The 15,131-nt window shown below is 66.4% G+C and carries 6 protein-coding genes; 1 reads left to right on the top strand and 5 read right to left on the bottom strand.

What is annotated here, in order from left to right; genetic code table 11:
• Positions 1–79 precede the first annotated feature (79 nt).
• Entirely contained in the window at positions 80–1,861 is a 1,782-nt protein-coding gene (locus ACSYGN_RS12290) for an IS481 family transposase (protein WP_460403398.1), read from the top strand.
• 149 nt (positions 1,862–2,010) lie between these two features.
• Here the strand turns inward: ACSYGN_RS12290 and ACSYGN_RS12285 are convergent, their stop codons facing one another.
• From ACSYGN_RS12285 to ACSYGN_RS12265, 5 genes are all read right to left on the bottom strand, one after another.
• Positions 2,011–2,514 (bottom strand): hypothetical protein, encoded by a 504-nt coding sequence (locus ACSYGN_RS12285; protein WP_460394826.1) that lies wholly within the window; start codon positions 2,512–2,514, stop codon positions 2,011–2,013.
• A gap of 206 nt (positions 2,515–2,720) precedes the next feature.
• The gene (locus tag ACSYGN_RS12280; RefSeq protein WP_460394823.1) at positions 2,721–2,957 is read right to left on the bottom strand and encodes a DUF2283 domain-containing protein; all 237 of its coding nucleotides are present in this window, start codon (positions 2,955–2,957) and stop codon (positions 2,721–2,723) included.
• Between the two features lie 2 nt (positions 2,958–2,959).
• Positions 2,960–3,175, bottom strand: a complete 216-nt coding sequence (locus tag ACSYGN_RS12275) for a hypothetical protein (protein WP_460394820.1) — start codon at positions 3,173–3,175, stop codon at positions 2,960–2,962.
• A gap of 314 nt (positions 3,176–3,489) precedes the next feature.
• Positions 3,490–4,329, bottom strand: coding sequence for a barstar family protein (locus ACSYGN_RS12270; protein WP_460394818.1), 840 nt, complete (start codon positions 4,327–4,329; stop codon positions 3,490–3,492).
• Between the two features lie 93 nt (positions 4,330–4,422).
• Entirely contained in the window at positions 4,423–14,925 is a 10,503-nt protein-coding gene (locus ACSYGN_RS12265) for a LamG-like jellyroll fold domain-containing protein (protein ID WP_460394815.1), read from the bottom strand.
• Between the last annotated feature and the right edge of the window lie 206 nt (positions 14,926–15,131).

The raw sequence follows: 15,131 nt of genomic DNA, 5'->3' as shown, positions 1-15,131 counted from the left end.
GCTTGACACCGCTTGCCTCGGCTTGGCTGTGTGCGTCTGATCGGCGCGTGCAGGGAGGGCTGAGGCCGTGCTGGTGGAGTTGAGCGTGGTCGAGCAGCGGTATCACGCGGTCATGGAGGTGGCCGCGGGGGTTCCCGTCACCCAGGTCGCGGCCCGGTATGGGGTGTCACGGCAGTCCGTGCATTCCTGGGTGCGCAAGTACGAGCAGTCGGGTCTGCCGGGGCTGGCAGACCGGTCACATCGGCCGGCCTCGTGTCCGCACCGGATCGCGGCGGACGTTGAGGCGGTGGTGTGTGAGCTGCGGCGTCGGCATCCGGCCTGGGGGCCGCGCCGGTTGGTGCACGAGCTGGCGCGTGCGGGGGTGGTGCCAGTGCCGTCGAGGGCCACGGTCTATCGGGTGCTGGTACGTAACGGCCTGGTGCAGCCGGGGGTGCGCGATTACCGCAGGTGGGAGCGGGAAGCGGCGATGGAGCTGTGGCAGATGGACATCGTCGGCGGGCTGCTGCTGGCCGACGGGGCCGAGTGCAAGCTGGTCACCGGCATCGACGACCACTCCCGCTTCGTGGTGATCGCGAAGGTGGTGCGGCGGGCGACCGGGCGGGCGGTGTGTCTGGCCTTCGGCGAGGCCCTGCAGCGGTTCGGGGTGCCGGGCGAGGTGCTCACCGACAACGGCAAGCAGTTCACCGCCCGGTTCGGCTCCGGCAAGCCGGGAGAGACGATGTTCGACCGGATCTGCCGGGAGAACGGCATCACCCACCGGCTCACCAGGCCGAGGTCCCCCACGACTACGGGGAAGATCGAGCGGTTCCACCAGACGCTGCGGCGTGAACTGCTCGACGAGCACCTGCCGTTCGCGGACGTGGCCGCCGCGCAGCAGACAGTGGACGGGTGGCTGGAGGACTACAACCGGGCCCGTCCGCATCAGGCACTGGCCATGCAGGCTCCGGCCGTCCGGTTCAGCACCGAGGCGGCCCGGGCGGAGGCTGCAGTGCTGCCGGTGAAGCTGCCGCCGAGCCTTCAAACGGTCGCCGACACAGGGGCATCTGTCGTGGTGCCTGCCCCGCGTCGGCCGCCGGAGCAGGAGCAGGCGGCCTGCTCCTGGCCCGTGACCGGTGACGACGTCGGCACGATCGAGGTGGAGCGGACCGTGCCGCCGAGCGGGAACCTCTCGGTGAGCGGGCAGCAGATCTGGTTCGGTCCCGCGCTGGCCGGTACCACGGTGACCTTGCGGATCGACGTGAACCGGCTGCATGTGCTCATCGGCGGTGCCCGGCACAAGACCCTTCCTTCGAAGCTGTCCGGCCGCGACCTGCGCGCGTTGCTGGCCTGCGGGGACGCCCGGCCCGCAGGGCCGTGGGCCGACGAGCCGGGCCCGGCCGACACCACCGCGGTGGAGGTGGACCGCACCGTCAACCCGGTCGGCTACATCGGTCTGGGCGGCGACCGGTGCAACATCGGTTGGGCCTTCGCCGGGCAGCGGGTCACCCTCCGGCTGGACGGCACCGTGATGCAGGTTCTCGACGAACAGCGGGTCCTGCTGGCTGCACTGCCCTGCCCGCTGTCGGCCACCGCCTGCGGGCGTCTGCGCGGGGCCAGACCGGCCGGCTCACCCCCGACCGTCCCGCCGCCCGCCGCGCAGATCGCCGAGCGGACCGTCAGTACCGTCGGCGGCTTCGTCGTCGCGGGCCAGCGCATCCAGATCGGCCGGGCCTATGCCCACCAGGTCGTCACCGCCCACCTGGACGACAGCGTCATCCGCGTCTTCCACGGCGACGACCTGATCACCACCGTTCCCCGCACCACCACCAAGGGGGTGGTCGTCCGCAAGTCCGGGGAGTACAACAGACGAAAGATCGTCTAGGACAGACGTCAAGCATCACCCGATGCCGAACCGTCAAGCATCACCTGAGACCCGACACCTCACCCCAGCAGATCCCTGACCAGCGTGGACGCAGTCCTCGGCCGCTGGCCGTACCGGCGGTGAAGCTGTCCGGCCCGGTCCTGTCAGGGTCAGTCGTGGGTGTGCTTGCCTCCGAGGTGGTCGAGGCGTTCGCGGAGTTCCTGGATCTGACCGAGGGCGTCCTCGAGTGCGTCGGCGAGCACGTCCATGCGCATGCGGGCCTGCATCTCCTCGGGGCTGGGGCCGCTGAGGACCTCCAAGGTTCCCGGTGTCCCCTGGCTCGGTCCGGGGCCGATCACGGTGACCTCCTCGACCCTCATCCCACCGTGAGCGGTGGGGATGCCTCGGCGGACGCGGGCGGCCTTGCGCTCCATGATCAGCAGGTTCAGCGCCTGCTGCGCGGTCCGTACGTCCGCACCGAGGAGGTCGGCCGTGGTCTCGGCGGTGATTTCCGTGCCCTCGGTGAGAGTGCCGTTGTCGATCTTCCGGGTCAGGGTGGCGTGGGCGAGACGCGACCTCGTGACGTAGTCCCCATCCAGGAACGCCGACGGCTCCACGAGATACCTCGTGGGGCCGTCGGCGTCCGGCTCCGTTGCCGTCAGCGTTGCCGTCAAGTGGCTCGGATTACGCCAGCACACCCTTCGCCAATTACCTTCAGCTCCATACCGCGATTACCCCTGCTCATTCACCGAACTCAGCTTCAGTGAGCCCAGCAATAGATCTTTGATGAGCAGATTCGAACCTTTCCCGCCATAAAGCGGGGAGGATAAAACCAAATTCGAGAACTCAGTCCAGATCTCGTTAGCGGCTTTCAGGAACCCTATGCGTCGAGTCGCTCCGCTACGTCGAGCAAGTACTGGGGCAGCTTTGAACTGGCCGCCAGCACCTCGACACCAATGAGGCACCCGTTCTCATCGAAGTCAAGGTTGATCATGCCCCCGACCTCGACCGGATCGCAGGGATACATGTGCGCCGCATTCGTGCGCGCTTGCGGATCCGTGAAGTAGACATATGCCGCATCTGCCTTCGGATCGTATGTAACTCTCACGTCAGCCATGCTCAGCCCCCTCCTTGGAGACGGTTGATGTATGCCTGATCCACATTGGTCATCACGGTGTTCACGTTCCCGTCAACGGTCTTGGCGACAAACACCTTGGATTTGGGATCACAGTAGCCCATCTTCCACTGATCCTCGTGCTTGTAAGAGAATGACTCTCTCCCAAGAACGGCCTGAGCATCCTCTGCCGAAACCCCACGCTGCTCCAGGCGCTGCATAGCGTGAAGTGTGAATTCATCACCCCGAGCAGCAGTGTTAGGGCGCAGAATAACCGGCTCGCCCCAATTGCAGTAGCAGTCATCGGCATGAGCAGAATCGCCGCATGCATTGTGCACAAGAATCGGCGTAGTGCCTGCGACGGCATAGTACGCCTGCCGGGTGCGCCTCTCCCTTCCTGTACCTTCGCAGGAAGGGAGAGGGAGTCTTTATTTTCTGATGGCGGGGGATATTGCCCGCCAGTGGCGGGATCGGAGGTGCGGCGGAGCCGAATCGGAATTCTCCGCACCCAAGAAATATAACCTAAGAATTCACCTCACGCCAGTTCGACAGTCACCCCACGTCGCTCGAAACATTCGAGAATCAAGCCCATTGCAGTTTTGTTATCAATATAAGTAGGCAGGGCGCCGAGCGAGTTCATTGCAACCGCAGAGTTCTGCCATACGAGCCGGAACGGGGCTGCTTGACCGTGCCCGCCGAAGAGGCAGTCGTCAAGGGCGGCCAAATTGCTTCCATAATATCCACCGGGGCCATTCATGGCCTCGCCGATGGCACAGTAGAAACTTGCGAGGTCCATGATATTGGTGCCGATGAGCACATATTCCCCATCGGGATTCTTCGCGTGGGGTGAGGTCCTTCCATACATCCGGGAAACTTCAATCCAACCCTCCCTCTGTCCCAGTGGGATATCTACCCAATCATTCATGGATGTAGGCGCTTGGTGACTCCAGGTTTTCCATAGGGCGCCAGCACTTCTCTCGGGAAGTACGTTGAGCCAGCAAGAAAAGACAGCGGTTACTGTCAGATCCGGACTCTCTCTCCAGTCTTCCAGCGTCACGGATCCTGCAAAGTATGAGCCGATCACTTGTCCATGGGTATCGTGGATGTTGATCCACGCATTCCCGAGCTGTCTTTCCCGGACCGATCCGGCGGTCCAGGATTCTTTCAAGGTTTCAGACGGTGTCAGGCCAACCAGTTGAGGGTGGAGCCAGAATCCGCCACCATGCAATTCGCTCTCCGTTTCATCGTCGAATTCGGAGAGTGCGCTGGAAGAGCCAATGAAGAAATTTTCGAGGTCGGCAAAATTCCCGAGAGGGGTTTCTTCTTCATCGTCTGCATGGAATGAGAATGCGAAAGGTGTGGTCGATGTGTGCATCGCGTAAGTCCATTCAACGAAGGAACCCGAGAGGCCTGCGGTATGCACCAGGCCCCTCGGGTGACCGTCTGTAGGTTTATGAATACGGACAGTCTAGTTTCCGTAACCCTCAGGGAATTCCTGAATTGTTCTGTAGTGGTTATCAGACCATCCCATGCGGCCCGTCTCTTCGTTCTGCAGGATTCTCACTTCGTTCCCCGGGCGATTCGTCGGCACAACCCATTCCTTCGCCCCTGCCCACATCCTCTGAGTCGGCTTGTCGCCGCGAAATATCTTCTGCACGCCATCTTCGTCGAGTTGGGGAATTCCATTCCCTCGCTTGATGGCTGTGTAATGATATTTCACTTCCCTGGGGATCACCGGTTGTGTCGGGCCGGAAGGAATCTTTTTGGCGCAATTATGCACCAGCACCGGGACGCGACCTGCAAGTACATAGTACGTGTGGAGTTCCTGGACGGTGAGGTTCCAGCGGTCTGCCTCACCAGGGGTGATCCGGGTGGTGGCTACGTAGACGTGGCCGTTGCTGGACGTGCTGAGGGCGTCGCCCCGGTGAAGTTTGCCAGCGGCGACCCAGCGGTGGGTGGTGTCGTTCCAGAAGGGATGGTTGGACGTGGTGTGGAGGGTGGCGGTCTTGCCGCCCTTCGTGCGGACGGTCAGGTCGAGCAGGTCGCGGTCGTGATTGACCCATACGTGCTCAACTTCGCGGGCGCCTTGGTGCTTACCCGTCTTCGGGCTGGCGGACTCGACCTTGTCGCCGACCTTTATCTTGCCGATCGCCTTGGTCTTGCCGTCCTTCATCAGAACCTTGGTGTTCGGGGAGAAGCTGCACGGACAGGTGCACGTATTCCCCTCGGGCGACTCGCTGCCACCGGACGACTTCTTCGGTGCCCTCAGGCCACCACCTTCGCCGCCTCCGCCGGCCTTGGCGGTTCCTCCGGCCGACTTCGGCGCGCCGGAGCTGACCGACTTGGCTGCGGAAGAACCGGCTGCCGCGTCGTCCCCGACACCGGCTTCGACGGCGACTGCGCCTCCACCCGCTACCACGGAGCCGGCTCCCCAGAGGGCTGAACCGCCTTCCACGATGGCGGAGATACCGGCGCTGGCGACTGCGGCGCCTTCGCCGAGTACGGCACCTTCGCCAAAGGCAGTGGCGATGGGCGCGAGGCATGCGCCGGCAGTGAGGGCGACGCAGGTGAACGCACCGGCCGCGGCCAGGACGGCGAGCGTCGCGACGATGGCGGTCTTGTGCTTCTTGATGAACTTGTCCGCGGCCCTCTTGGCCTTCTTCAGCGCACCGCCGACCGCCTTGGCAGTGTGTTTGAGCTGCTTGACGGCGCTGTGGTAGTGCCGCGTCGCGCTCTTGATCGCGCGGTGCACGTAATGCCGAACGCGGTGGTAAGTGTGGCTGACGTAGTGATAGATGGCCGGATGGTGGTCACGGACGTACTTGACGGCCTTCCTGGCGTAGTGCTTGGCGACCTTCTTGATCGCGGCCTTCAGTCCGTGCTTCTTCACCTGCTTCACGAAGTTCTTGACGTGCCTGGCGGCCGACTTCAGGTGACGGCGCAGGCTGGAGTGGTGCCAGGCGTGGGAGGCATGCTTCTTGATGGACTTCACCGCGCCCCACAGCGACCAGTGGCCGGTCGGGTCGGTGTTGGTCAGCGGGTTGTCGTCGCCGTAGGCGAAGCGGTCCGCGTCGACCGAGTCCGGGATGGGGCTGTTGGCGACGGTGTCCCGGGAGGAGAACTGGCCGATGTTGGGGTTGTACCAACGCGCGGCCATGTCGACCTGGGAGGTGTCCGGGTCGGTCCACTCCGACTGGTAGCCCAGGGCCCCGACCATGCTCTGCGTGGCGAGGACCTTGCCGAACGGGTCATAGGTGGTCGATCCGGTCAGGGCCGTGCCGGCGTCGGTGAACTGGCCGACCACGTCGTCGTGCACGTCGGTCATGGCCAGCACCTTGGTGCCGCCGGCGTTGATGCCGATCAGTGCGCCACCGGGGTCGCGACTGTAGGTGGTGAAGCCGTCGGAGGCCAGGTCGTTACCCATGCCGGTGAAGGCGAAGGTCTGGTTGGTGGCCCCGTTGTTGGCGGTGACCATCCGGTCCAGGCCGTCATAGGTGTACGTCTTCGTCCCGGAGGTGATCACCCGGTTGAAGGCGTCCGCCGTGGTGCTGGTGGTCTGGCTCTGTGCGTCGACGACGGAGCGCAGGGTGCCACGGGCGGTGTAGCTGTAGGTGCTGTGGCCGTCCGACGTCAGTTCGTTGCGGGCGTTGTACGTGTAGGTGTCCGCGCCGACTCTGGTGCGGTTGCCCGCGTTGTCGTAGCCGTAGGTGGTCGTGGTGGTGCCGTTGTTCCAGGAGGCGAGCCGGTCGGCCCAGTCGTAGGTGTAGGTGTTGGTCGCGGCCCCCGAGAATCCGGTGGTGGTCTTGGAGGTCTCGTTGTCGTTCAGGTCGTAGCCGTAGGCGATCGACGCCTCGGTCCCGCCCGCCGGCTTGGTGAGGGTGTCGCTGGTGAGCCGGTGCGCCCAGTCGTACTGGAGGGTGCGGTTCGCCTTGCCGGTGCCGTAGGAGACGGACGACGGCAGTGACATCGTGTTGTAGCCGACGGTGGCGGTGGACCCGGTGGCGGCGTCAGCGATGGTCTTCAGCCGGCCCGCGGTGTCGTAACCGTAGGTGGAGGTGCCCGCCGCGTCGGTACGCCTGGTCATCTCCCCGTCGCCGCCGTAGGCGAAGGACGAGGTTCCCGACGGTCCGGCGGTGGTCAGCAGGTTGCCACGGTCGTCATAGGTGAAGGTGTCGTCCGAGTTCGGGGCGGCGGCGGAGGTGATGCGGCCGTCGGCGTCGTAGCCGAAGGTGTGGTCCGCGGTCGCCGCCTCGGCACCGGTGCCGGTCTGCCTGGTCAGGTCTCCTGTGGTCGAGTCGTAGGAGTCGACGACGGACACGCCGCCGGGGGACGTCTGCTGCGTCACCCGCGCGTCGGCGTCGTAGACGTTGGTGTAGGTCCGGTCCGCGACTGTGGGGTAGGCCGGCGTGGACGGCTCGATCTGCGACTCCGGCAGGCCCCACTTGTTGTACGTGGTCAGCCAGTCGTGTCCGGCCACGGGGTTGCCCGAGGCGTCGTAGCCGTTGCCGTCGGTGAACCGGGTGAGGTTGCCGACGGCGTCGTAGCCGAACGATGTCGTGATCGACTGTCCGGCCGCGACCGGCTGGACCTCCTTGGTCACCATTCCCGTCGCGTCGTAGGCGAGGGTGGTGGTGTGGCCGTTGCCGTCGGTGGAGGACGTGACGTTGCCCTCCGGGTCGTACTGCGCGGAGGTGGTGCGACGCAGCATGGAGGTGGCGTCGTACTCCCCGGTGCCGACCGTGTTGCCGAAGGCGTCGTAGGTGGCCGTCGAGAAGGTGCCGTCCGGGTTGGTGACCTTGGTCTGGCGGCCGTCCAGGTCGTAGGTGTACTGGGTGGTGTTGTTCGCCCCGTCCACGACCGTGGTCTGCTCACCGGCCGCGTTGTAGGTGAACGACGTGGTCACACCGTCCGGCGACACCGACGACGACAGCAGGCCGCCGGGGGCGTCGTAGTGGTTGGTGGTGGTGTACGCGGCCTGCGACGGCCGGCGCTCGACCTGCGTGGCGGTGAGCTGGTGGCCCAGGTAGTCGTAGGTGGCCTGGGTCACCGCGCCGGTGGGGTCGGTCACCGACAGCAGGTCACCGTTGGTGTCGTAGGCAGAGTGGGTCGTGCGTCCGCCCGGCAGCGTCTCGTCGACCTGGTCGCCGAGCTGGTCGTAGGTGTAGGACGTGACCTTGCCCAGCGCGTCGGTCTCGGAGGTGATCTGACCGGCGGTGTTGTACTGCGTCGAGGTCACCGGCGTGATCGGCGTCGAGGAACCCGGCGGCGTGTACGTGGGCATGGTCTGCGAGACCTGCTGACCCATCGGGTCGTACCCCGTCGTGACGACGTTGCCGTTCGGGTCCTTGGTCTCGGCCACCTCACCGAAGGTGTTGTAACCGGTGTACGCGATCGGGTGCGATGCCCCGACGGTCGAGGTGCCCGTCGCCGCGTCGACCGTCTCCGAGTCCGCCGTCGGCGCCGTCGTGACCGCGAGGTTCCCGGCCTCGTCGTAGGCGTAGGACGTGACGTTGCCGTTTGCGTCGGCCTGCCACAGCGGGAGTCCCCGCTGGTCCAGGTCCGCCCGCGTGGTGTGCACGGTCGAGCCCGCCGCGGGGAGCGTCCCGCCGTACAGGCTCGAGACCTGCGTGGCGGACAGCGAGCTGGAGTATGCCTGGACGTCGGAGACCGAGCCGTTGGCGTACTCGCCCCAGGTGCCAGCGGACTTCTTCCGGGCGATGTCGAAGGTGCTGGTGGCGTTCCACGGGGTCGTGAAGGCCTTCGTGCCGGCCAGAGCACCGTTGACGTAGAGCTCGAACTGGCTCGCCGCGGCGTTGTAGACACCTGTCAGGTGGGTCCACTGGCCGACGACGGGGGTGCCGCCGTAGGCAGCGGTCCAGGTGGCTGTGGAGGTGTCGCCGCTGTGGCCTCCGATGGCCCACTGGTTGGCCCCGGAGGAGTAGTAGAGCTGGAAGGCGCTGGTGGTGGCGCTGTTCTGGGAGACGAACGTGGAGTTGCTCGCCGAGGAGCCGAGCTTGACCCACGCCGAGACGGTGTAGCCCGTCGCGGTGTCCACGACCGGACTCGCGGTCTCCGCGTACGACGTGGACGTGCCGTTGAACACGGCGCTGCCGCCGTGGTCGGTCGACCTCGTCACACCGCTCGCGGCGGTCGCGGGGTTGTTCGCCCCCGAGGAGTCGGCCGCGTTGGTTCCGGACGTCTCGTTCAGCTTCCAGCGGCCGACCGGCGCGGTGTTGGCGTCGTGCACCGTTGCCGAGAGGGTGTTGCCGAGCGCGTCGTAGGAGTACGACGTCGTCTCAGGCGTACCGGAGGCGCCGGTGTGCGTGGACGTGACCACGTGGTCGTCCGGGTCGTACGACACCGTGTCGCTGCGGTTCAACCCTGTGGGGTCCAGCGTCGTGGTGGTCGTGCGGGACGCCGCGTCCACCGCGAAGGTGGTCGTGGCCGCGCCGTCGTCGGAGACCTGCTTGATCAGGTTGTCGGCGGCGTCGTAGGTGTTGACCTGGTCCACGAACGACTTCGGGTTGGCCGGGTCCGTCACCGCGTCCGTGCGGGTGATCGTCGCCGGGAGCCCGTTGTCCGTGTAGGTGTAGGACGTCGTGAAGCCCATCGAGTTCGTGACCGAGGCGAGACGTCCCGCCGGGTCGTACGCCCGCGAGTCCAGCGTCAGGGTGCGTGCGGGGGACGGGTTGTCCGGGTCACCTGTGTAGCCGGGCTGCGTGGTGGTGATCCCACGGTTGTCGGCGTCGAAGGTGTAGTCCGTCTCGTTCCCCGACGGGTCGACCTCGGTGACCACGTTGCCGTACACGTCATGCGTGTAGGTCGTGGTCAGGAGCGTCTTGTCCGAGCCGTCCGCGTTGAAGGCCGAGACCTCCGACTTGGTGGCCATGCGGTTGCCCGAATCGTAGGTCCACTCGGTGCGGCGCTGTCCGTCCCCGCCGGTCAGGTCCTTGATCGTCTCGGAGAGAGGGTTGCCGTCGGTGTCGTAGACCGTCGTCGTCTGCGCGGTGTGGGTCGCGCTGGTCACGCGGTCGAGGACGGGCGGGGCGGTCTCAGAAACGACCTGGTCGTCCTTGTCGTACGTGTACGACGTCGTCAGACCCGCCGGATAGCTGTCCGATATCTCGGTGCTGCTCAGCTTCCGGCCGATGTTGTCGTAACCGAAGTTGACCAACGTGCCGTTGGCGTCCGTCTGCCGCGCCAGGTCACCGTTGTGGTTGTAGGTGTACGTCGTGGTCGCGCCACCCGGCGTGACGACGGACGCCTCCAGGTACGCCGGGGCGTACCCGCTGTCCGCGGCGGCCGTGGTCGCCGTGGTGTAGGTCGTCGTCGTGGTCCGGCCGGCCGGGAAGCCCGGTACCGGCGGGGTGGTCACCGTCGTCTGGTTGCCGTACTGGTCGTAGCCGTAGCTCGTCAGGTACGTGTTGTCCGTCGGGCCCGAGGAGCGACCGTCCCGCTCGGTCAGCATCAGGTCGTTGCGCGGGTCCGGCGTCGGGTTCGCGGTGGTGTCGTCCGGATAGTAGGTGTAGTAGTCCGTCTCGCACAGGTTCTGCGACTGGTCCTGGCACGTCGTCTTCGACACCACGTTGCCGCGCACGTCGTGCCCGGTGGTGGTCGTGTTCCCGTCCGGGTCCGTGGTGGTGTAGAGGAAGCCGGAGGTGTCGTAGCCGTAGGTGGTGCGGTTGCCCAGGGCGTCGGTCTGGTAGAGGACCCGGTCGCCGTTGTCGACGTCGTAGCCGTAGGTGATGTACTTCGTCGACCCGTCGGTGGTCGGCACCTGGATCTGCACCGTCCGCACCGGCGCGACGCCGGAGGAGGCCTTGTACGCCGCCCATTGCTGCGTCACCTGGGCGGTGCTCAGGGCCGAACGGAAGACCGCGACCTCGGCGAGCGATCCTTCCCAGTAGTCACTCTCGTTCCCCGCGTTCAGGGCGCGTCCGATCTGCAGGGCGCCGGTCGCGGACCACACGTTCGGCCGTGCGATCGTGCCCTGGAGCGTGCCGTTGACGTAGAGCGCGAGCTTGCCGCTCGTGGCGTCGTAGCTGGCCGCGAGGTGGGTCCACTGGCCGGTCGCCGCGATGGCGGTCGAGTACACGGCCTGCGTGGTCAGGTTGCCGCTCGAGGAGTCAGCCGTCGGAACCCGCAGCGCCCACTTGTTCTGGGTGTGCTCGTAACCGAGGTAGAACCCGGCGTGGTACGTGCCGTCCTGGCTGACGGCCGTGTAGTTACGGGTGGTGGAGTTGAGGTTCACCCAGGCCGAGACGCTGAAGCTCTTGGAGGTGTCGACCTCCGACGTGCCGGGGCTCGCCCAGGAGCTGGAGGAGTTCGCGAACGACGCCGCCTTCACGTCACTGGCGCCGAACGGGCCGGCGGCGTTGAGGGTGACGTTGTTGTAGGTGGCGTGGCCGGTGTTGACCTCGTTGGCCCCGGCGGAACCCGAGGTGTCGCTCAGCCGCCAGTAGCCGGAGGGTCCGGCACCCATCACCGCGGAGCGGTAGACCTGCGAGGATCCGGTGACCGTGGGCGGGGTCAGCTTCCAGACGCCGCCGTTGTTGTCCGTCTCCTGGGAGATGGTGTCGTCGACCGCGTTGTACTGCACGCTGTTCTGGGTCTTGCCCGAGGGCAGCGTGATGGTCTGCAGCACCTTCGCGGACGTCGTGGCCGCCGAGTACTGGTTGGTGATCGTCGCCGCGTCCAGCGGCTGGTTGAAGATCGCCGCCTCGGCCATCAGACCGCTGTAGTGGCCGAGGGTGTCGGCGGGCATGTCGGGCCAGCCGTGGGTGTCCACACCCGCGCCGAAGGTGACGTACGGCTGGTTCCAGGACCACAGGCTGCCGGCCATGGTTCCGGCCAGGGCGCCGTCGAGGTACATCGACTGGGTGTTGCCCGCGGAGGTGAGGACCACCTGGTGCCAGGCGTTGTTGTTGACCGTGGTCGCGGACTGGATCGGGGTGTTGCAGCCGGCGGCCATCGCGAAGCAGCCGTGCAGCTTGCCGTTGGTGCCGATGTAGATCGCCGGGGTGTTGTACTTGGTGTTCGCGACCGGGTCGGAGTCGGTCAGCGGCTTGTCACCGTAGTAGAACAGCACGCCGCCGGCCTGGGACGTCTTGAACCAGAGCGACACCGACGCGTACGTGCGCGTCGCGCCCGGCGTGCCCGGGATCGACAGGTACGAGCTGGTGCCGTTGAACGACGCGGCGTGGCTGCTCGCCAGCGGCCCGGTCGAGCCCAGGGTGACGTTGTGGTAAGTGCCGTTGAGGTTGCCCTCGTTGGTGTCCACACCGTCGGCGGCCGTCGTGCCGGACGTCTCACCCATGCGCCAGTACGCGAACGGGTCCGCGTCCAACACCGTGGTCCGGTAATGGTTGCCGGCGGCGTAGCCGTAGGTGGTGCAGTGCGTGGGATCGGCAGGCGGGCAGACCGAGGTCAGGTTGTCGCCGCTGTAGCCGTAGCTCCAGGTCTCGATCGTGCTGGAGTTCCCCGCCGTCGCGGGATCGGTCGCCACCGTCGCCACATGGGAGACGGTCGCGCCCGCGGGCTTCGACCAGGTCAGGTTCAGCGTGCGGCCCGAGACCTGCGAAGTGATCTTGGTGAGCGGGCCGGAGCTGTAGTCGAAGGTCTCCGCGCGGCCGGCGTAGTCCGTGATCGAGGTGATCGCGTACGCGCCCGTCCTGCTCGTGATCCCCTTCTGGAAGAGGTAGGCGGTGTCGTCCTTGTCCAACAGCTTGTAGCCGGCCGGCGTGGTGGTCGCGGTCAGGGACGCCCAGCGCCCCGGCGGCGGGGTGAAGGAGCCGTCGGCGTTCTTGCCGAAGCCGACCTGCGAACCGTCGGGGTAGGTGATGTTGACACTCGCCACCGCGCCCGAGGAGTCCTTGACCTCCGCGGCCTCCATGTCCGCGACCGTCGACCAGCCCGCGCCGAACGCGCCGTCCACCCGCGGGTCCAGGGAGTTGTAGTCACGCTCGACCGACAGCGACGGGCCGACCGTCTGCACGTCGGCGTCGGTGTCGGAGGTGGTGTAGTTGCCGACGCTCGGATCGAAGTCGTGTCCGTCGGTGTTCTGCGACAGACCCGAGGTCACCACGGGCTGCGGCACCACGGCCGTGAGCTCGCTCTGCGTCCACGGCGAGTACAGCAGGCTGTCGTAGGTGCGCACCTGCCACAGGTAGGTGCCGCCCCAGGTCATCTTCCCCGAGGGGACGGTCCAGTCACCACCGGTGATCAGCCCCGAGTCGGAGATCACCGCACCGGTGGAGGCGTCCAGGAGCTGGAACTGGTACTTCAGCGCCGAACCCGGGTAGTTGTCCGAGTCGTAGCCGTACGCCACCAGTTCGGGCTTCAGCGTCTGGGTGTTGTAGTTGTCCGGCGGGTAGGAGGCGTCGATCTGCGGGGCGACGTTCTCGTTCAGCGTCAGGTCCAGGTAGGGCCGGTAGCTGGTGGGGGCGTTGACCGAGTCGAACTGCTTCCAGTGCAGGGCGTCGGTGTTCGTCGAGTACAGCGCGAGACCGTGGTTGCTGACCGTTCCGCCGGCGATGCCGTTGAACCAGGTGGTGTTCAGCGGCACGTTCATCCACGTACCCGTGGTCCGCGAACCGCCGGAGTTGGTGCACGCCGCACCCGGGTTGGCGGTCAGCTGTCCCAGCGCGGGGCTGTCGTACGCCGGGCCTGGGTAGGACGTCACCGCCGAACCCGTCCACGAGGCACTGATCGGGGCGACGGAGAACGGCTCAGCGGTACAGGTCGCGGCCCAGATGTCGAAGAGGTGCAGGCTCGCCGCCGACACGGTGTGACCGGTGATCATGCCGGTCAGACCCGTCAGGTGCAGGAACGAGTTGGCGCTGTGCGTGCCGGAGTCGTACGAGCCGACCTTGAGCACGTCCTCCGTGGAGTGGTCGCCCGAGAGGCTGCTCTCGGCGTACGTGCTGTCGCTCACGGTCAGCGTCGGGTCCACCGTGACCGGCCACACCCGGTTCTTGGTGCCCAGCCACGAACGGTCAGCCGTCATGGTCAGGATCCAGTCGTCGCCGGACCGCGAGAGACCGTACTCCACCGCCTGCGAGGTCGTCGGCTCGCCGGACCTGCGGTTCACGCTCGAGTCCTGCATGAACGCGTGCGGAATCCGCTCCACCACGGCGCCCGAGGCGTCGGTGAACTCGACCGATCCCTGGTCGGCGAGGCGCGGCGTCAGACCCGAGGCGTCCAGCTTGAACGACCACGACGTCGGCGCCTTCGCCGAGGACAGGACGATCTTCTCCTTGACGCCGTCCGCCAGCGGTACCAGCTTCAGGTCCGTGTCCGGCAGCACGCCGGCATAGGAGACGGTGCCGTCCGCGTCCGTGACGCCCGGCACGTCCTGCGCGCCCTTCAGCGCGTACGCCACGTTGTGCCCGGAGCCGGACTCCACCGACGCCAGCCGCTCGTCGCCCGCCACACCGGCGAGGTCGACCGCCACGTCGTTGGCCTTCTCCCGCCAACGTCCGCCGGACTTCGCCGGCGTGGTGTCGATCGGCTTCCAGGAGCCGTCGGGGGCGCGGAAGTTGTGGCGGGAGAAGTACACGCGCCTGGTCGTCGTGCCGTTCGCGTTGCGGAACACGTCGACCTTCGCCGACGAGGCGGCCGCGTCGCGCTTGCTGGTCGCCGCGACGAAACCGTCACGCCCCTTGACCACCGCGGCACCCGTGGTGTGTTCCTTCGTGGCGCGGTGGTGCCGGGTGTCCGCGGGCAGTTCGCCCTTGCCGGAGCCCGGCTTGTGACCGTGGCCGCCGTTCGCGCGCGTGCGCGCCGCCGACGCGGCGTGGGCCAGCCCGCTCGCCGAACCGCCGAGCTGTTTGGGCAGCTTGAGCGGCGAGGTGTTGAGCCAGTCCCAGAGGCCGCTCAGGGTCATCTTCGGCATGGTCAGAGCCGGGAGCGTCATTCCCTGCGCCATCGCCTCTTCGGCGGACGGTATGAACGCGAGCAGGAAACTGACCATCAGGGTGACGCCGCGCGCCAACCAACGGCGGCGCAACCACCGTGGTTGCCGCGCTGAGCGGCGACGTTGAAGGGAGGACATGATCGATCCTTAGAGAAAACATTGCGAACACAAAGCAAGATCAATGTTTCCTTGGTGATCATGTTCTGACCACAATCAGTCGATCTTCTTACATGATCCTTACTGGGTATGAGGCAACTGTTGTC

It is taken from the genome of Streptomyces sp. YIM S03343 (assembly GCF_054729195.1).
This window is presented reverse-complemented; position numbering and strand designations above follow the sequence as displayed.

What these genes read in the sequence shown, in the direction of transcription:
- ACSYGN_RS12280 (WP_460394823.1), bottom strand. Translation starts at nt 2,957, where the DNA reads ATGGCTGACGTGAGAGTTACATACGATCCGAAGGCAGATGCGGCATAT.
- ACSYGN_RS12275 (WP_460394820.1), bottom strand. Translation starts at nt 3,175, where the DNA reads ATGCAGCGCCTGGAGCAGCGTGGGGTTTCGGCAGAGGATGCTCAGGCC.
- ACSYGN_RS12270 (WP_460394818.1), bottom strand. Translation starts at nt 4,329, where the DNA reads ATGCACACATCGACCACACCTTTCGCATTCTCATTCCATGCAGACGAT.
- ACSYGN_RS12265 (WP_460394815.1), bottom strand. Translation starts at nt 14,925, where the DNA reads ATGGTCAGTTTCCTGCTCGCGTTCATACCGTCCGCCGAAGAGGCGATG.